At 25.0% G+C, this 19,843-nt stretch carries 15 protein-coding genes; 12 read left to right on the forward strand and 3 right to left on the reverse strand.

All coding sequences use genetic code 11. The annotated features are described in order from the left end of the window. Nucleotides 1-3 precede the first annotated feature (3 nt). From STAT_RS00785 to guaA, 9 genes are all read left to right on the forward strand, one after another. Nucleotides 4-3,690, forward strand: a complete 3,687-nt coding sequence (locus STAT_RS00785; RefSeq protein ID WP_119305384.1) for a phosphoribosylformylglycinamidine synthase — start codon at nucleotides 4-6, stop codon at nucleotides 3,688-3,690. Between the two features lie 20 nt (nucleotides 3,691-3,710). Continuing rightward, nucleotides 3,711-4,205, forward strand: coding sequence for a 5-(carboxyamino)imidazole ribonucleotide mutase (gene purE / locus STAT_RS00790; protein WP_119305385.1), 495 nt, complete (start codon nucleotides 3,711-3,713; stop codon nucleotides 4,203-4,205). After that, complete coding sequence (gene purC, locus STAT_RS00795; RefSeq protein WP_119305386.1) at nucleotides 4,202-4,936, forward strand: phosphoribosylaminoimidazolesuccinocarboxamide synthase; 735 nt, start codon at nucleotides 4,202-4,204, stop codon at nucleotides 4,934-4,936. Before purE ends, purC begins: the two co-directional genes overlap by 4 nt. 6 nt (nucleotides 4,937-4,942) lie before the next feature. Beyond that, complete coding sequence (gene purF, locus STAT_RS00800) at nucleotides 4,943-6,364, forward strand: amidophosphoribosyltransferase (RefSeq protein WP_119305387.1); 1,422 nt, start codon at nucleotides 4,943-4,945, stop codon at nucleotides 6,362-6,364. Between the two features lie 7 nt (nucleotides 6,365-6,371). Next, nucleotides 6,372-7,355 carry a phosphoribosylformylglycinamidine cyclo-ligase gene (gene purM, locus STAT_RS00805; RefSeq protein WP_119305817.1) on the forward strand — a complete coding sequence of 328 codons (984 nt, stop codon included), beginning with the start codon at nucleotides 6,372-6,374 and terminating at the stop codon, nucleotides 7,353-7,355. 10 nt (nucleotides 7,356-7,365) lie between these two features. Continuing rightward, complete coding sequence (locus STAT_RS00810) at nucleotides 7,366-7,938, forward strand: formyltransferase family protein (protein ID WP_119305388.1); 573 nt, start codon at nucleotides 7,366-7,368, stop codon at nucleotides 7,936-7,938. A 73-nt stretch (nucleotides 7,939-8,011) separates the two neighbouring features. Then, on the forward strand, nucleotides 8,012-9,538 hold the full coding sequence (purH, locus tag STAT_RS00815) for a bifunctional phosphoribosylaminoimidazolecarboxamide formyltransferase/IMP cyclohydrolase (protein WP_119305389.1): 1,527 nt from the start codon (nucleotides 8,012-8,014) through the stop codon (nucleotides 9,536-9,538). Nucleotides 9,539-9,543: 5 nt separating this feature from the next. Next, a complete protein-coding gene (gene purD, locus STAT_RS00820) occupies nucleotides 9,544-10,779 on the forward strand; it encodes a phosphoribosylamine--glycine ligase (protein WP_119305390.1) in 1,236 nt (411 codons plus the stop codon). Between the two features lie 21 nt (nucleotides 10,780-10,800). After that, entirely contained in the window at nucleotides 10,801-12,363 is a 1,563-nt protein-coding gene (guaA, locus tag STAT_RS00825; RefSeq protein WP_119305391.1) for a glutamine-hydrolyzing GMP synthase, read from the forward strand. Nucleotides 12,364-12,368: 5 nt separating this feature from the next. Here the strand turns inward: guaA and accD are convergent, their stop codons facing one another. Both accD and fbaA read right to left on the reverse strand, forming a co-directional pair. After that, nucleotides 12,369-13,208, reverse strand: coding sequence for an acetyl-CoA carboxylase, carboxyltransferase subunit beta (gene accD, locus STAT_RS00830; protein ID WP_119305392.1), 840 nt, complete (start codon nucleotides 13,206-13,208; stop codon nucleotides 12,369-12,371). 7 nt (nucleotides 13,209-13,215) lie between these two features. Then, nucleotides 13,216-14,286 (reverse strand): class II fructose-bisphosphate aldolase, encoded by a 1,071-nt coding sequence (fbaA, locus tag STAT_RS00835; protein ID WP_119305393.1) that lies wholly within the window; start codon nucleotides 14,284-14,286, stop codon nucleotides 13,216-13,218. Between the two features lie 122 nt (nucleotides 14,287-14,408). Between fbaA and STAT_RS00840 the strand changes: the two genes are divergently transcribed. Then, nucleotides 14,409-16,994: a UvrD-helicase domain-containing protein gene (locus tag STAT_RS00840; protein WP_119305394.1), complete on the forward strand. Its 2,586-nt coding sequence runs from the start codon at nucleotides 14,409-14,411 to the stop codon at nucleotides 16,992-16,994. Nucleotide 16,995: 1 nt separating this feature from the next. Here the strand turns inward: STAT_RS00840 and lipA are convergent, their stop codons facing one another. Further along, on the reverse strand, nucleotides 16,996-17,850 hold the full coding sequence (lipA, locus tag STAT_RS00845; protein ID WP_119305395.1) for a lipoyl synthase: 855 nt from the start codon (nucleotides 17,848-17,850) through the stop codon (nucleotides 16,996-16,998). Between the two features lie 87 nt (nucleotides 17,851-17,937). Here lipA and STAT_RS00850 point away from each other — a divergent pair, with 87 nt between their 5' ends. Together STAT_RS00850 and STAT_RS00855 are read left to right on the forward strand one after the other, a co-directional pair. Continuing rightward, nucleotides 17,938-19,041, forward strand: a complete 1,104-nt coding sequence (locus STAT_RS00850) for a Nif3-like dinuclear metal center hexameric protein (RefSeq protein ID WP_119305396.1) — start codon at nucleotides 17,938-17,940, stop codon at nucleotides 19,039-19,041. A 2-nt stretch (nucleotides 19,042-19,043) separates the two neighbouring features. Beyond that, nucleotides 19,044-19,841: a zinc ribbon domain-containing protein gene (locus STAT_RS00855; RefSeq protein ID WP_119305397.1), complete on the forward strand. Its 798-nt coding sequence runs from the start codon at nucleotides 19,044-19,046 to the stop codon at nucleotides 19,839-19,841. The last annotated feature ends 2 nt before the right edge of the window (nucleotides 19,842-19,843 follow it).

Below are 19,843 nucleotides of genomic sequence, written 5' to 3' on the forward strand. Positions count from 1 at the left end.
AAAATGAATTTTAGAATTTATATACAAAAAAAAAGTCCTTTTGATATTGATTCTAGAAAATTATACAATGAACTAAAAAATATGAATATTTCATTGCATAACATCATTATTTATTATATATATGATATATATAATATCAATAAAAAACTTTTTTTAGAAAGTTTATCAAAAGTTCTTGTAGATCCTATAACAGATATTTTATATAATAAAAAAATATATTTAAACTATTCTTCATATATAATAGAAGATTTTCCAGAAAAAGATGATAACCGAGCTCATGCAGCTATGCAATGCATAAAAATGATCACATCCCAACCAATCCAGGTTTCTATAAAAACCGGACGATTAATTGAATTCATTGGGATGAAAAATAAACAAGATTTTGATAAAATTAAAAAATATTATATCAATAAGTCATGTTTGACTAATGATATAGAAAATAAAGAAAATAATACTATAAAAACCATAGATAATTTCATCAATTTTTCTGTTGAAAAAATAAAAAAATTTCATAATAAGGAAAATTTTTCTATGGATGTTGATGATTTACTATTTATACAAAAATATTTTTATAAAGAAAAACGAAATCCAACACAATCAGAATTACGTATATTTGATGTTTATTGGTCTGACCATTGTCGTCATAGAACATTTTTTACTACATTGAAAAATATATCTTTTTATGGATCATTAAAAAAAATATATCAAAATGTTTTTATAAAATATATAAAAGATAGAAAATTAATAGGAAGATCAAAATATCCCATTAATTTTATGGATTTATCCAATCTTTCTGCTAAGATTCTTCATAAAAAAGGAAAATTAAAAAATTATGTTCCATCATCAAATAACGAACATAATGCATGTATGATAATGATCGATGTAGATTTTAAAGAAAATAAAAAAACAGAAAAATGGTATTTATTATTTAAAAATGAAACTCATAATCATCCTACCGAAATCAATCCTTTTGTAGGAGCTTCTACTTGTATAGGAGGTGCAATTCGTGATCCTTTATCGGAAAGAGCATTTGTTTATCAAGGGATCAGATTGAGTGGAGCTGCTGATCCTACTAATTTAAAAACTATCAACGGAAAAATACCTCAACACAAAATTTGTTTTGAATCAGCTCGTGGTTATAGTTCTTATGGAAATCAAATAGGATTATCTACAACTCATGTACACGAAATTTATCATGAAGGATATAGAGCAAAAAGAATGGAAATAGGTATGGTTGTTGGAGCTGTTCCTGTTAGTTTCGTAAAAAAAAATAAACCAAAAAAAGGAGATATAATTTTATTAATTGGTGGTTTTACGAAAAAAGAAGGAATTGGAGGCGCTACAGATTCTTCTAAAGAACAGGATTCTGATTTCAAAAATTATCCTCAACAAAAAGGAGATCCAATAACGGAAAGAAAAATCCAAAGACTTTTTAGAAAAAAGAAAGTTATTTCTTTGATCAAGAAATGTAATGATTTTGGAGCAGGAGGAGCTGCTGTTGCTATAGGAGAATTAAGTGATAGTTTAGTGCTTTATTTAGATAATATTCCAATAAAAAATAAAAAAAATATAGATCCTATAGATATTGTTCTTTCAGAATCTCAAGAAAGAATGGCTGTGATATTAGATCCTAAAGATGTGAAAAAATTTATTTCTTTTTCTCGTGAAGAAAATATTATATCTGTTCCTATCGGGATAATTACTGAAAATAAACGTATTATTTTTTCTTATAAAAAAAAAGAAATTTTTAATGTAAAAAGTTCTTTTTTAAATACAAAAGGATCTTGTAAAATTAAATCAGTTTGTGTAAATTCTCCTATTTCTGTTTCTCCTTTTAATAGATCAAAAAAAATTGTTTTTAGTAAAGAAAAATTTTTAAATACTCTTTCCGAGTTAAATATAGCCTCTCAAAAAAGTTTAGTAGAAATGTTCGATAGCACTGTGGGTTCTACTACAGTTTTAATGCCTTTTGGAGGAAAATATCAAATGACTCCATCTGAAGGAAGTGTACAAAAAATTCCTGTTTTTGGAGGAAATACAAATACAGTTAGTATAGTCTCTTGGGGTTTTCATCCTGAAGTTTCAATTTGGAGTCCTTTTCATGGAGGAGCTTATGCTATTGTAGAATGTATTTCTAAAATTGTTTCTATGGGAGGAAATTATAAAAATACTTATTTTAGTTTTCAAGAATATTATCAAAAATTAGGAAATGATCCAAAAAATTGGGGGAAACCTTTTTCCGCTTTATTAGGAGCTTATCATGCGCAAATGTCGTTTGAATTAGCTTCTATAGGGGGAAAAGATTCTATGTCGGGAACATATAAAAATTTGCATGTTCCGCCAACATTTATTGTTTTTGGTGTATCTATAGGATTGTGTTCTAACATTATATCTCCTGAATTTAAAAAAGCAGGAAATAAAATTTATTTGTATTATCATCGTTCATTAAAAAATGAAATGCCAGATTATGATTCCATAAAAAAAGCCTATGATCAGGTTTATGAAGGAATTTGTTCTGGGAAAATTGTTTCGGTCAAAACAGTAAAAGATGGAGGAATTTCCGTTGCTATTGCTAAAATGTCTTTTGGAAATTGTTTAGGAGCAATCATTGATTATAAAGATCACTTGCTTGAAACAAATATAGGGTCCTTAATTATAGAATCTTCATCTTCTATCTCAGATAAAAATTTTATTCCAATAGGAGAAATTATTTCTCATAAATATTTAAATTTTAATGGAATATCTATTGATATAAATGAATCTATAAAAAATTGGTTAAAAACTTTTCCTCCTATTTTTTCCAATGATTCCAATGATTCCAATGATTCCAATGAAAAAATTAAAAAAATAAAGAAATTTAATTCTATAAAATGGAAATGTAAATTTCCAAAAAAAGGAAAACCTCGTGTATTTATTCCTATATTCCCTGGTACAAATAGTGAATTTGAATCAATTCGTTCCTTTGAAAAAGAAGGATCTATAGTAACTACTTTAGTTTTTAAAAATATAAGTGATAAAGATATTACGGAATCCATATTATCTTTTAAAAAAAAGATAGAATCTGCACAAATATTTATGATATGTGGAGGATTTAGTGCAGGAGATGAACCAGATGGTTCTGCTAAATTTATTGTATCTATATTACATAATCCATATATCAAAGAAGCTATTCAATCTTTTCTCGATCAAGATGGGTTGATTTTAGGAATTTGCAACGGATTTCAAGGATTAATAAAATCCGGATTATTACCTTATGGTAAAATTTGTTTAAGAAATCATAATTCTCCTACATTTATTCACAATAAAATAGAAAAACATATATCCCAATGTGTTCATATTAAAGTAATTTCTGATCACTCTCCCTGGTTAAATGGAATGAAAAATAAAATTTATACTCTTCCCATATCTCATAGTGAAGGTAGATTTTATGCAAACAAAGAAACAATAAATACTTTATTGAATAAAAACCAAATTGCTACACAATATGTAGATTTAAAAGGAAATCCTAGTTTAGATAGATTATATAACCCCAATGGGTCTATCGAATCCATTGAGGGTTTATTAAGTAAAAATGGAAAAATTTATGGAAGAATGACTCATCCGGAACGTTATGATTATGGATTATTGAAAAATATTCCTAATGTTTATGAACATTCGATTTTTAAAAATGCAGTACGATATTTTTTATAATAAAAAATTGACTTTTTTTTATGAAAGTAGCTATATTTTTTGGAAGTATTTCTGATAAATCAATTATGAAGATGACAGCGGAAATTTTACGAAAATTTAACATAAGTTATAAATCTTATATAATTTCTGCACATAGATTACCAGATACTTTGTCAAGTATCATAAAAAAAATAGAGTCTGAAGGAACAGATGTAATTATTGCAGGTGCTGGTTTATCCGCTCATTTACCTGGATTTATTTCTTCTAAAACAATTTTACCTGTTATAGGAGTTCCAATACATTGCAACAATAATTATGGATCCTTAGGAGGAATGGATTCCCTTCTTTCTATGGTACAAATGCCAAAAGATGTTCCTGTTGCTACAGTAGGAATAAATAACTCCTATAATGCAGCTTTATTTGCTATTCACATTTTAGCTATAAAATATGAAAATGTAAAAAAATTATTGCTAAAATTCAGAATGGAAAAAAAAGAAAAATTGATAACTGAAATCAAAAAACATTTATTATCATGAGCTGCATAATTAAAAAAAATCTTTTGTTAGAAGGAAAAACAAAAAAAATATACACTACTAATAATTCATTCGAAATACTAATTCATTATAAAGATAATATAACTGCTTTTAATGGATTAAAAACAAATTTTTTACAAGACAAAGGAGTTTTAAATAATGAAATAACTACATTGATTTTTCAATTTTTGAATTCCTGTAAAATTAAAACTCATTTTATACGAAAAATAAATAACAGAGAACAATTGTGTCATAAAGTAAATCAAATACCTTTAGAATTTGTTGTTCGTAATATTGTTTCGGGAAGTATGACTAAACGGTTAGGAGTAAAAGAAGGGATTTATTTATCAAATCCTATTTTTGAAATATTTTATAAAAACGATAAATTAAAAGATCCTTTAATTAATGATCATCATGCAGTATTTTTGGGAATTCTTTCTTATGAAGAATTAAATATTATTTATAGAATGACATCAAAAATTAATTTTTTTCTTAAAAAATATTTTTTAGATAAAAATATTCTACTGGTAGATTTTAAAATAGAATTTGGTAAGAATTATAAAAACGAAATTATACTTTCCGATGAAATCAGTCCAGATACTTGTCGTTTTTGGGATAAAAAAACAATGAAAAAATTAGATAAAGATTTATTTAGAATGGGATTCTTAAAAGAAAAAGTATTTGATATTTATATGGAAGTTTTAAAAAGATTAAATGTAAGTTCATCCATTTAATAAATAATGGAACAAAAAGTTCTAAAAAATAATTATTTTGATAAGTTTCATGATGAATGTGGTATTTTTGGAATTTATTCTCCTTCTAAAATAGATACATTTTCTTTAATTCAATCTGGATTATTCGCTTTACAACATAGAGGACAAGAAGCTTGTGGTTTTTCTGTTTTACAAGATGGATTTATTATATCACATAAAAATGAAGGACTTGTTTTAGATTTTTTTAGAAAAATTTCTAATTCTGAATGTTATCATGGAAATGCTGTAATTGGACATACACGTTATTCTACAGAAGGAGGACAAAGTAAAAAAAATATTCAACCTTTTTTTGGAGAAGATTCTTATGGAAAAAGTATTATATCTATAGTTCACAATGGAAATTTGGTCAATGCTAAAAATATCCGTAAAAAATTGGAATCCGAAGGAATAAAATTTATATCCGAATATTCAGATTCTGAAGTCATTTTACGTTTAATACAAAAATATTTATTAGAATATGATAAAAATTTAGAAAAAGCTATTCAAAAAACAACTATTGATATTCAAGGAGCTTATTCTGTGATTGTACTTATGGATAATAAAATGGTTGCATTTAGAGATCCAAACGGAATACGTCCTTTGTGTTATGGAATGTTAAATGAATATACTTATATATTTAGTTCTGAAACTTGTGGAATAGACTCTGTTGGAGGATTTTACGTGAGAGATTTATTCCCAGGAGAAATGATCGTTGTGGATCAAAAAAAATCAATTCAATTTTCTATTCTTAGAGAAAAAAAAAATACAAAGAAAAGAATATGTTCTTTTGAATATATTTATTTTTCTCGTCCTGATTCTTTAATTGAAAATATAAACGTTTATGAAATCCGTGAAAAAAGCGGAGAAAAACTTTATGAACAACATCCAGTAGAAGCAGATGTAGTTATTGGGGTTCCAGATTCTGGAGTTCCAGCTTCCATTGGATATTCTAAAGCTTCTGGAATTCCTTTTAAACCAATTTTAGTAAAAAATAAATATATTGGAAGATCTTTTATTCTTCCTAAACAGGAAATACGTGAAAAAATGGTAAACTTGAAATTAAATCCTATATTAGATGAAATAAAAGGAAAGCGGATTGTGATTATTGATGATTCTATAGTTCGTGGAACAACTAGTCGTAGATTAGTTTACATTTTAAGAAAAGCAGGAGCTAAAGAAATTCATTTTAGAAGTGCCTCCCCTCCTATTATAGGGCCATGTTATTTAGGGGTAAATACTCCTAGTAAAAGAGATCTCATATCATATAATTATGACAAAAAAAATATAGAAAAAATACTGAATGTAGATAGTCTAGAATTTTTAAGCATGAAAAATTTGATAGATATCCTTGGAAGTGTTCATTATTGCTTTGGTTGCTTTACCGGAAATTATCCAGTTCAAAGAAATTAATATTATTATGAAAAAAAGCAACACGACCATATTAAAAATTAGTCAAATTATAGAAAATACTTATAATAATAAGGTATTAAGTACATTAGACCATTTTTCTGGTTTTTATAGAATATATGAATATGGATATAAGGATCCTATTTTAGTATCTGGAGTTGATGGTGTAGGAACAAAATTACGCTTAGCAATTGACTGCAAAAAATATGGTGTAATTGGAGAAGATTGTTTTGCTATGTGTGCGAATGATGTTTTATGTCATGGAGCTAGCCCTTTGTTTTTTTTAGATTATTTAGCTTGTGGAGAACTAGATTTTACTATTATAGAAAAAATTATACAAGGAATAGCTATTTCTTGTAAAAAAACAAATACTTGTTTAATTGGAGGAGAAACTGCAGAAATGCCTGGAATTTACAAAAAACATGATTATGATATAGCTGGATTTTGTGTTGGAATTGTAGAAAAAAATCATATAGTAGATGGAAAAAAATTAATTCAAGAAAAAGATATTTTAATAGGACTTCCTTCATCAGGAATCCATAGTAATGGATTTTCTGTAATTAGAAATATTTTTTCTAAAGAAGATTTTATGAAATCTTTTCAAAAAAAACCGTTTTATGAAACCCTTTTAATTCCAACTAGAATTTATCATTTTCCTATTCATACTTTATTAAAAGAATTTTTTATACATGGATTAGCTCATATTACTGGAGGAGGAATATCAGATAATCTACATCGAATTCTTCCAGAAAATTTATCAGCTATAGTAGAAAAAAGAAAAATTCCTATTCAACCTGTTTTCAATTATATTCAAAAAAAAGGAAATCTATCAGATCATAAAATGTGGAACACTTTTAATATGGGTGTAGGAATGATTATCGTTGTATCTTTTCAAGAAGAAGATTCAATTTTGAATCGCCTTCATATTTTAGGAGAAAAACCCTTTATTTTAGGTTATATTGTAAAAGGAAATAAAAAAGTATTTTTGAAATAAAAATATTTTCATGAAAAAAATAGCGATTTTAGTTTCTGGAAAAGGAACTAATATGCAAAATATTTTACATGCAATTAAAAATGGTATACTTCGTAATTTAATAGTCAACTTAGTAATTTCTGATAGATGGTGTAATGCAATTCAATATGCATTGAAGAAAAATATTACAGTATTTTCTTTGATAAATACCAATAAAAAGTCTCTTTCTAAAGAGATAGATAATATACTTATAAAATACATTCCGGATATTATAGTTCTTTCAGGTTTTCTTTCTATACTTGATGCAAAATTTTGTAAAAAATGGATTAATAAAGTTATAAATATTCATCCTTCTCTTTTGCCTAAATATGGTGGTCGAGGAATGTATGGAATAAAAGTGCATCAGAAAGTTATAAAAAATAAAGAAAAAATATCAGGAGCTACAGTTCATTATGTTACAAAAAATGTGGATTTAGGAAGTATAATTTTAAAAAAAACATGTACAATTGATTCAAAGGAAACTCCGACATCTTTATCAAAAAAAGTTTCTATAATAGAAAAAGAAATATTAATTCAATCTATTATTAAACTTATAAAAATTTAATATATTTATTACTAGAAATTAATCATTTTATTATTTATATATATATACTTATTAAAAAAAGTAATGATTTTTTATGAAAAAAGCTTTGATTAGTGTTTATGAAAAAAATGAAAAATTATTTAATTTCGTAAATTTTTTAGATAAAAAAGGATATAAAATAGTTTCTACTGGAGGTACCTACAATTTTTTTATAAAAAAAGGTTTATCAAATATCATAGAAATATCGGATTTAACTTCTTTTCCTGAAATTTTAGATGGGAGAGTCAAAACTATTCATCCTAATATATATGCAGGAATTTTAGCTAATCGTTCCATTAAACGACATATGGAATCAATTCATTCTCGAAATATTCATCTTATTGATATAGTATTAGTAAATTTTTATCCATTTTTTGAAAAAATGAATCAAAAACACATCGATATTAATTCTATAATAGAATTTATAGATATTGGAGGACCATCTATACTTCGAGCCGCTGCTAAAAATTTTTTACATGTTACTCCTATTATAGATCATAATGATTATGAAATTGTTCAATTTGAAATTGAACATTATAAGTCTACTTCATTAAAATTGAGGAAAAAATTAGCAGGAAAAGTGTTTAATTTCACTTCTGCTTATGATTCTGCTATATCTCAATATCTTTTAAATGATAAATTTCCTATGTATTTACATTCTTCTTATGAAAAAAAAATGAATCTCCGTTATGGAGAAAATCCTCATCAAAAAGCAGCTTATTATGTCAATACAATTCATAAAGGATCAATACGAAATTTTCATCAGTTACATGGTAAGAACCTTTCCTTCAATAATTTAAGAGATATGGATATAGCATGGAAGGTGGTTTCTCAATTTTCTGAACCTGCTTGTTGTACCGTAAAACATGCCACCCCTTGTGGAGTAGCATTAGGAAAAAATATTGTTGATGCATTTCAAAAAACTTATTATGCAGATACCATATCCTCTTTTGGAGGAGTAATGGCTGTTAATGTTCCAATTACAAAGGAATTAGCAAGTAAAATTAATCACATTTTTTTAGAAGTTATTCTTTCTCCTAGTTACGAAACAGATGTTTTAAATATTTTAAAAATAAAAAAAAATATTAGAATTATTAATATCAATGATCCTATTTCAGATCAACTAGAATATGTGAAAATAGATGGAGGAATTTTAGTACAAGAATCAGATTTTTTCTTTCCTTTTGAAGGAGATTACAAAATAGTTACTAAAAAAAAATTTAATGATCAAGAACTTCAATCTTTATTTTTTGCTCAAAAAGTAGTAAAATACGTAAGATCTAATGCTATAGTTATAGCTAAAGGAACACAAACTTTAGGAATTTCTGGAGGTCAGACTAACAGAATTTGGGCTGCTTGTCAAGCTATAGAAAGAGCTATAAAAAAAAGTAAAACAGGATTAGTTCTTGTATCGGATGCTTTTTTTCCTTTTCGAGATGTTGTAGATGAAGTGGCTCGTTCTGGAGGAATTCGTGCAATTCTTCAACCTGGAGGGTCTATACGTGATGAAGAATCTATAAAAGCTTGCGATGATCATGAAATAGCAATGGCTTTTACTGGAAAAAGATACTTTAAACATTAAAAAAAATGAAAATTTTAATTCTTGGAAGCGGAGGACGTGAACATGCTATAGGTAAAAAATTATTAGAAGATAATCATTCTATTCATCTTTATTTTTATCCTGGAAATGGAGGAACAAGTATAATAGGAAAAAATATCGAAAATTATCATACGGAATTAGATTTAGTTTTTTTTGCGAAAAAAAATAGAATAGATATAACTATTGTAGGATCAGAATTTTTTTTGTTAAAAGGAATTGTAGATATTTTTCAAAAATTTAGATTAAAAATAGTAGGACCACAATATTTAGCTGCTAAACTTGAAGGAGATAGAATTTTTTCTAAATCTTTTATGAAAAAATATGGAATTCGTACCCCTAAATATGAGATTTTTTCCTGTTATGAAACAGCTATGAATTTTTTGAAAAAAAATACGAAATCTATAGCTATTAAAACTAATGGGATAGCTTCAGGAAAAGGTGTTATTTTAGCCCATAATCAGAATGATGCTATAAAGGCTTTAAAAAATATTATGATCAAAAAAAAGTTTGGAGAAGCTGGAAATCAGATTATTATAGAAGAATTTTTGCAAGGAAAAGAAGCTTCTATCATATTTATTTTCAATGGAAAAAATCTTTTTCCTTTCTTATCAGCTAAAGACTATAAAAAAATAGGAGAAAATGAAAAAGGATTAAATACAGGAGGAATGGGTGCTATTGTTCCTAATCCATATATGAAAAATTCTATTTGGATAGATTTTAAAAAAAACATTTTAGAACCTACTTTAGAAGGATTAATTATGGAAAAATTAACTTTTTATGGATTTTTATATTTTGGATTAATGATAACTTATAACAAAGTCTATTTATTAGAATATAATACTCGTATTGGAGATCCTGAAGCTCAAACTTTATTTCCATTAATGAAAAGTAATTTTTTAAATATTATCCAATCTTCTTTTCAACATCAATCAATATCTATTGATTGGAAAAAATTATGTTCTTGTTGTGTAGTTTTATCATCTAAAGGTTATCCAGAAAAATATGAAAGTGGAAAAATCATAGAAGGATTAAACCTTTTAAAAGAACCTTTTTATATTGCTGGAGCAAAAATAGAAAAAAAAAAGTGGATAACATCAAGTGGACGGGTTCTCAATATAGTAGGAATCGGAAAAACTCTTCAAGAAGCTAGAAAAAAAGCTTACGAAAAAGTACAAAAAATTAAATTTGAAAACTTATATTTTAGAAAAGATATTGGTTTATAATAAATAATTAAATATACAAATATGAAAAAAGATTTTGTGCTCGTATTAGATTTCGGATCTCAATATAGTCATTTAATTGCCAGAAGAATTCGAGACATAGGAGTATATACTTTATTATATCATTATAAAGAAATTTCTGTTATATCCCATGTAATTTCTAAAAAAAAACCTAAAGGATTAATTCTATCAGGAGGGCCTTTTTCTGTTTATGAAACAGGTTCCCCATTAATATCTAAAGATATCTTCCATCTAAACATCCCCATATTTGGAATTTGCTATGGAATGCAGATGATTGCTTTTCTTTTTGGAGGAAAAATAAAAAAATCAAGATATAAAGAGTATGGAAAATCCAATCTAATCATAGATTCTCCTCCTAATAATAATCTTTTTTCTGGAATTCCAGATAAATCTATTGTTTGGATGAGTCATTTTGATGAAATAGAAAATCTTCCAAAAGAATTTCAAATAATTGGACATACATCGTCTTGTAATATTGCGGCTTTTAGTCATTTTAGTAAAGATATTTATGCCGTTCAATTTCATCCAGAAGTAAAAAATACAGAATATGGAATTTCCGTACTAAAAAATTTTATTTTTCACATTTGTAAATGTAGTTTGAATTGGAAACTAAATAATTTTTTGAAAAATTCGATAAATAATATTAAAAAACGCGTAAAAAATAAGAAAAAAGTTTTACTAGGTTTTTCTGGAGGGGTAGATTCTTTTGTTACTGCTTACATTATTCATAAAGCTATTGGTGATTCTTTAAATTGTATTTTTGTAGACACTGGATTATTATTAGAAACCGAAAAAAAAAAAATATATTCTTTATGTAAAAAAATGCATTTTTCTATAAAAATAGTAGATGCAAAAAATCAGTTTTTGTCTAAATTAACTGGAATTGTAGATCCTGAAACAAAAAGAAAAGTTATAGGAAAAGAATTTATTTCTATTTTTCAAAATGAATCAAAAAAGATTAAAAATATTGAATTTTTAGCACAAGGTACTATTTATTCCGATATTATTGAGTCCTCTGTTTTTTCAAAAAAACATTCAAGTGATTCTATAAAATCTCATCATAATGTAGGAGGGATACCAACAACATTTAAAAAATTAAAACTTATTGAACCATTAAAAAAATTATTTAAAGATGAAGTCAGAAAAATAGGAAAAAAATTAGGGATTCCAAAAGAAATTTTATATCAACATCCATTTCCTGGACCTGGATTAGGAATTCGTATTATTGGAGAAATAAATGAAAATAAAATCTCTATTTTACAACAAGCAGAAAATATTCTTTTACAAGAATTAATAAATTATGAAATTTATGATTCTGTTAGTCAAGCTTTTATTATTTTATTACCTGTAAAATCTGTAGGAATAAAAGGGGATAAACGAACATATGAATATGCTGCTATATTACGTGTTATAAACACGGAAGATTTTATGACTGCTACTTTTTCACATCTTTCTTACAATTTTTTAGAAAAAGTTTCAAATAGAATTACTAATGAAGTTGATGGAATTAATAGAATAGCATACGATATAACCTCTAAACCTCCATCTACTATTGAATGGGAATGATTTTTTCACATCATCATAGAAACTAAATTATATATATTTTTTTTTAATTCTGTTCTAGGAGAAATTAAATCTATAAATCCATGATCCATTAAAAATTCTGCTGTTTGAAATCCTTCTGGAAGATCTTTTCCAATTGTTTCTCTAATCACTCTAGGTCCAGCAAATCCAATAAGAGCACCTGGTTCGGCAATATTAATATCTCCAAGTAAAGAATAAGAAGCGGTCACTCCTCCTGTAGTTGGATCAGTTAAAACAGAAACGTAAGGAATTTTAGCATCACGTAATTGCGTTAATCTAGCTATAGTTTTAGCCATTTGCATTAATGAAAAAGAAGATTCCATTATTCTTGCACCTCCAGATTTAGAAATTAGTATATATGGATATTTTTTTTCAATACAATATTTAATAGCTCTAGATATTTTTTCTCCTACTACGGAACCCATGGATCCTCCTATAAATGAAAAATCCATACAAGAAATTACGACATTTATAGTTTTAATTTTTCCAATTCCCGTTCTAATAGCATCATATAAATTCGTTTTTTTTCGTGTTTCTTGAATTCTATCTGTATATTTTTTATAATCTTCCCATTCCATAGGATCTTTACTCATCATTTTTATATTCATTTCTAAAAATTTACCATGATCAAAAAGAATTTCAAAATATTCTTTACTATGAATTCTAACATGATATCCATCTTCTGGACTAACATAAGCGTTTTTTTTTAATTCTTCCGTATCTATAATTTTTCCACTAGGTGTTCTATACCAAATACCTTTTGGTAAATCTTTTCTCTCGTTTATAGATGTTATAATATTTTTCTTTTTTCTTAAAAACCAAGCCATGGTATTTTTACAAAGTATTAATATTATTCATAAATTTAAAATATCTTTTTAATTCCATTTTAAAATATTTTTCACCTTCTCTTAACCATGTTCTAGGGTCATAATATTTTTTATTAGGAATATGTTTTCCTTTTGGATTTCCTATTTGTTTTTTTAAATATTCTTTATTTTTATTCATATAATTTCGAGTTCCACAAGTAAAAGCATATTGCAAATCAGTATCTACATTCATTTTTATAACTCCATAATTAATAGCTTCTTGTATTTCCTTTTCTGTAGAACCTGATCCACCATGAAAAACTAAAGACACTGGTTTTTTAGTTTGAGTATGAAATTTTTCATGTATGTATTCCTGTGTATTTTTCAAAATTTCGGGACGAAGTCTGACATTTCCAGGTCTATAAACTCCATGTACATTTCCAAAAGAAGCCGCTACAATGAAATTATTACTGATTTTTATTAATCTTTCGTATGCATAAGCAACCTCTTTTGGTTGAGTATAAAGTTTATTGTTTTCTATATCAGAATTATCTACTCCATCTTCTTCTCCTCCTGTTACCCCAAGTTCTATTTCAAGAGTCATTTGACTTTTATTCATTCTATCAAAGTACTGTTCACAAATGTGAATATTTTCTTTTAAAGATTCTTGAGAAAGATCTAACATATGTGAGCTAAATAAAGTTTTTCCAAAACGTTTATAATATTTTTCATTGGCTTCTATTAAACCATCTATCCATGGAAGAATAGATTTAGAACAATGATCAGTATGAAGAATAACCGTTGTTTGATAACATGAGGCTAATTCATGAATATGCATAGCAGAGACAATTGAGCCTTGAATTGCTGCTTTTTGTTTTTTATTATTTAAACCTTTTCCAGCATTAAAAATGGCTCCACCATTAGATAATTGAATAATAACAGGAGAATTTACTTCTGCAGCGGTCTCCATAACTGCATTCATAGTATTAGATCCAATAACGTTTACAGCAGGAATAGAAAACCTGTTTTCTTTAGCGTATTCGAATATTTCTTTAACAAGATTACCAGTAGCTACTCCAAAAGGAAATTTTTTAGACATGTATATTAGATTTTATTTAAAAGGATTAACAAATGTAAAAAAAAGTATTTTTTATATTATTATAGATATATAAAAACTGAAAAATACAAGAAAAAATTTATATTAATTTTATAAAAATCAATATGCTAGTTTTACCATCTACTTTAAAAATATACAACGCTTCAGCTGGTTCTGGAAAAACTACTTTTTTAGTCATAAATTATCTTTATGTTTTGTTAAAAAGCCCTTTTCCTGACGAATATAAAAGAGTTTTAGCTTTAACTTTTACTAAAAAAGCCTCTGAAGAAATGAAAAATCGCATTTTACAGTGCATAAAAGAATTTTCAAATAAAAAAGTTAAAAAAGAATATTGTTTTTTATTTGATTATATCACAAAAAAGTTAAAATTAACAAAACATCAATTATATCAACGTTCAGAAAGAATATTATTTTCTATAATACATGATTTTTATTCTTTTTCTAAAAATATAAGTACGATAGATAAGTTTACTTATAATATTATAAGATCTTTTTTTTCAGAAAAAAAAATAGATTTAGAAATGAATACAGATAGATTTCTATTGAAAATTGTAGAAAATATCTTATACAGATTAAAAAATTCTGAAAAATGGTCAAATGTTTTAATTCAATCTTCTTTAGAAAATCTAAAAAAAGGAAAAAATTGGGATTTGAAAAAGGAATTATTTAAAATAGCTCATGTAATCGTTGAAGAGAATAATTTTTTTCCTATAAAAAAAATGAAAAATTATCCTTTAGAACATTTTTTACAATTAAAAAATACTGTATTTAAAAGAACTGAAAAATTTGAAAAAAAATGTAAAAAAATAGGAAAAAGTTTTTTTCAAATTTTAGAAAGAAGTTCCATTCAAAAACATTCATTCATTCATTTAGATTTACCAAGACTTTTTCAAAATTTAAAAAATGGAAATATATTTTCCAATCCATTCCATAAACGAATTGAAGGATATATTCAAAAAGGAATATTTTACTCCAAATTTTTTTCTGATAACAATCAAAAAATACTAATAGAAAAAAATAAAAAAATAATATCTCTTTTATATGAAAAAACAAAATTTATATATAAAAAAAATATATCCAATTATCTTTTGGATAAACTTTTTTTAAAAAACATAAGCATATTATCAATAATACATGAAATTGAAAAAGAATTTCACAAGATGAAAAATGAAGAAAATATTATTTTAAATACAGAATTAAATAAAATTCTTTATGAAAGAATTATTGAAGGATCATTTCCAAAAATATATGAAAAAATAGGAGTACAATATAAACATTATTTCATTGATGAATTTCAAGATATTTCATTTTTACAATGGCAAAATATTAAAATATTAGTTGAAAATGCATTGTCTGAAAATGGATCAGCCATGATAGTAGGAGATCCAAAACAATCTATATATAGATGGAGGGGGGGGGATTCTAAACAATTTTTAAATTTAATTAATTCTAAATCAAGTAATTATAAAAAAGATATAAAAATTATAGAAAAAAATTTTCGTAGCTATGAAGAAATTGTAAAATTTAATAATTCACTTTATCAATCTATATCTAAAATATTTCATTCTACTATTTATCAAAATATATATAAAAATTATAAACAAAAAATATATAAAAAATATGGTGGATATGTAGAAATAAATTTTATTCATGATTCTAAAAATTACAAGGAACATATTTATTCAAAAATAAAAAATAGAATAGAAAAATTATTGAAACAAAAATATGCATTATCTGATATTGCAATTTTAGTTAGAAACAATGAAGAAGGTTATTTTTTGTCTGAAAAATTAGTAGAAAGTGGTTTTGTTGTAAATACTTCTGTTTCCTTATTAATAAAAAATCATTTTGAAATTCAAATTATCATAAATTTTTTTTACATTATTTCTTCTCCCTATTGTTATCAAAAAAGAGTTCTTTTAATTTTTTTATTATTAAAAAATAAAATTATTCGAATTAAAAAAGATGATCATGATTTTATTGTGAAAATACTTTTTTTACCTCTAGACTCATTCTTAAAGAAAATTTTTTTGAAAGAAAATTCATTAACATTAAAGAAATTATATAACAAATCAATATACAATATATCAGAAAAAATTATTGAATCTTTTGGTTTATTAAATAATCAAAATTCTACATACATTTATTCCTTTTTAGATTTTATTTATAGATCTATGAAAAAGGTTGGAAATTCTATTCCAGATTTTTTAGATTATTGGGAAACTCAAAAAGAAAAAGAAAGTATTGTAGTTTCTGATCATATTAACGCCATTCGTATTATGACTATTCATAAGTCTAAAGGATTGCAATTTCCTATAGTACTTATTCCCTTCGCTGATTGGAATATTTTCCCTAAAAAAAAAGAAAAAGTATGGATCGATGTAAATCCTCATTTATATAATGGATTAAATTCTATTTTTTTAGAAAAAATAGAACCTTATTTTAAATATATAAAACATGATAATAATATCCGAAACTTTTATGAAGATTATTTATCAAACATTAAATTTGATAATATTAATTTATTATATGTAGCTACTACTCGTTCCATTGAACAACTCTTTTTATTTTCAAAATTTGGAAATAATAAATCTGTATCATCTTATATAAAAAATCTTCTATGTGAAAAAAAAATGTGGAATGAAAAAAAATGTAAATATCTTTTCGGAAAAGAAGGAAAAAATTCTTAATTTATTTTACATGTTTTTCCGCATGATAAGAAGATCTAACTAATGGTCCACTTTCTACATATTTAAATCCCATTTTTAATCCAATTGTTTTTAATTTTTGAAATTGTTCTGGAACAATAAAAAAACGAACAGGATAATGTTTTAAAGAAGGTTGTAAATATTGACCCATTGTCATGATATCTACTTTAGATTTTCTAATATCTTTCATCGTTTCTATGATTTCTTCTTCTGTTTCTCCTAATCCCAACATGATTCCTGTTTTTGTACGTATATTTTTATTTTTTTCTTTTATATATTGTAAAACTTCGAGACTACGATTATATTGAGCTTGAATGCGAATTTTTTTTGTTAATCTAGAAATTGTTTCCAGGTTATGAGAAACTACTTCTGGTTTAATATCAATTATTTTATCTATTATTTTTTTCTCTCCTTTAAAATCTGGAATTAAAGTTTCTATTGTAATGTTTGGATTAAAATATCGTATTTTTTGTATAGTTTGAATCCACATAGAAGCTCCCATATCCCGTAAATCATCTCTGTTTACAGAAGTTAATACTGCATGTTTTACTTTTAAAATTTTTATAGATTTTGCTACTTTTTCTGGTTCTTTCCAATCTATTTTATTAGGACGTCCTGTTTTTACTCCACAAAATCTACACGATCTTGTACAAATATTACCTAATATCATGAAAGTAGCAACCCCTCTATCCCAACATTCTCCTATGTTAGGACAACTTCCACTTTGACAAATAGTATTCAGTTTATGTACTGAAACTAATTTTTGCAATTCATGATAATTTTTACTCATTGGTAATTTTACTTTTATCCATTTTGGTTTTTTTTGAAAAATATTCATATTTTTTGTTTTGAATTTTATTATATATAAAATTTTATAAAAATATAAAAATCAATTTTTTTTTGATAAATTTGTTAAAATATTTATATGAAAGTGTTTGTTAGAGACATAGCTTATATGTTAGAAAATATAGCTCCTCTAGAATATGCAGATTCTTATGACAACGTTGGATTGATAGTAGGATCATTTTATAAAGAAGTAAGAAGTATATTGATTACTTTAGATCTTACTGAAGAGGTTCTTTATGAATCTATAAAAAAAAAATGTGATTTAATTATTTCTTTTCATCCTGTCATTTTCAAATCTATTAAAAATATAACTGGAAAAACATTTTCAGAGAGAGTCGTAATTCATGCATTAAAAAATGATATATCTATTTATGTAATTCATACAAATTTAGATGTAATATGGGAAGGATCTTCTTCTTATATATCCAAATTATTACAAATTAACAGAGAAAAAGTTCTTATTCCAAGAAAAAAAACCATAAAAAAATTAATAACATATGTCCCAGTTGATTACGCTGAAAAAGTAAGAAATGCTTTATTTGATGCAGGAGCTGGAAACGTTTCTGATTATAGTCATTGTAGTTATAATTTTGATGGGTATGGAAGTTATATGGGAAATAAAAAAACTAAACCTTTTTTTGGAAAAAAAGAAGTTTTTCATATAGAAAAAGAAACTTGTATTGGTGTTTTATTTCCTGATTTTAAATTAGATATAATAAAAAAAGCATTGTTTCAAAATCATCCTTACGAAGAAGTTGCTTACGAAATTTATAATATTGAAAATACTAATTCTCATATAGGGATAGGTTTTATAGGAAACCTTGTAGAAAATATGAATGAATATGATTTTCTTTTTTTTATAAAAAAAAGAATGAACATCCCTTGTATTCGGCATTCTAATTTTATAGAAAAAAGGATTCAAAAAATCGCTATGATTACAGGATCGGGGCGTTTTGGAATTGAATTTGCTATGAAAGAAAAAGCGGATGTTTTTATATCCTCTGATTTGAAATACCATGATTTTTTTAAATATGAAAAAAAAATATTAATTGTGGATATAGGGCATTACGAATCTGAAAAATTTATTAAAAAATTACTGAAATCTTTTTTAGATCAAAATTTTACTTCGATTTCTGTTTTTGAATCGGAAGTTTATACTAATCCAGTTAAATATTTTTATTAATTATGAATAAACATAATAAAATACAAGAAACAATTACTGTAGTAGATAAATTGAGAGTATTATATAACCTTCAATTGATAGATTCTCGTATAGATGAAATACAAAAATTCCGTATAAATATTCCTGTGGAACTAGAAAGTTTAGAAGAAGAACTGGAAAAAATACAAAAAAAATTAGAATCTTTTCATGAAGAAATTCTTTCTATAAAAGAAGATATAAATAAACAAAACAAAAATATTAAATCGTCAGAAGCGTTGATTAGTAAATATGAAAAACAAAAATATCATATCAAAAATCATAAAGAATTATATTCTTTAGATAAAGAAGTTGATTATCAAAAATTAGAAATCCAATTATCTAAAAAAAAAATAAAGGAATTGAATATTCAAATCCATAAAAAATATGAAATTATAGAAAGTAAAAAAGAAATATTAAAAAACAAAAAAGAACACCTTTTTCACAAAAAAAAAGAATTAAATAATATTCTTGTAGAAAATGAAAAAGAAGAAAAAATTCTATTAAAACAATCTTTATGTTTTTCTAAAAAAGTAGACAATAATTTATTAAAAATTTATCAAAGAATTAGAAATAGAGTAAAAAATGGAATAGCTATTGCTCCAGTTCAAAGAGGAGCTCCATTAGGTTCTTATCTAGCAATTACTCCTCAAAAATATTCTGAACTAGTACAACGTAATAAATTATTAGTAGATGAACATAGTGGAAGAATATTAATAGATGCGGAATTAGCTGAAGAGGAAAAGAAAAAATCTTTTGTTTTTTGTTATAATAAAAAATTATAGAT

The organism is Blattabacterium cuenoti STAT (assembly GCF_003573915.1).
Lineage (GTDB): Bacteria > Bacteroidota > Bacteroidia > Flavobacteriales > Blattabacteriaceae > Blattabacterium > Blattabacterium cuenoti_A.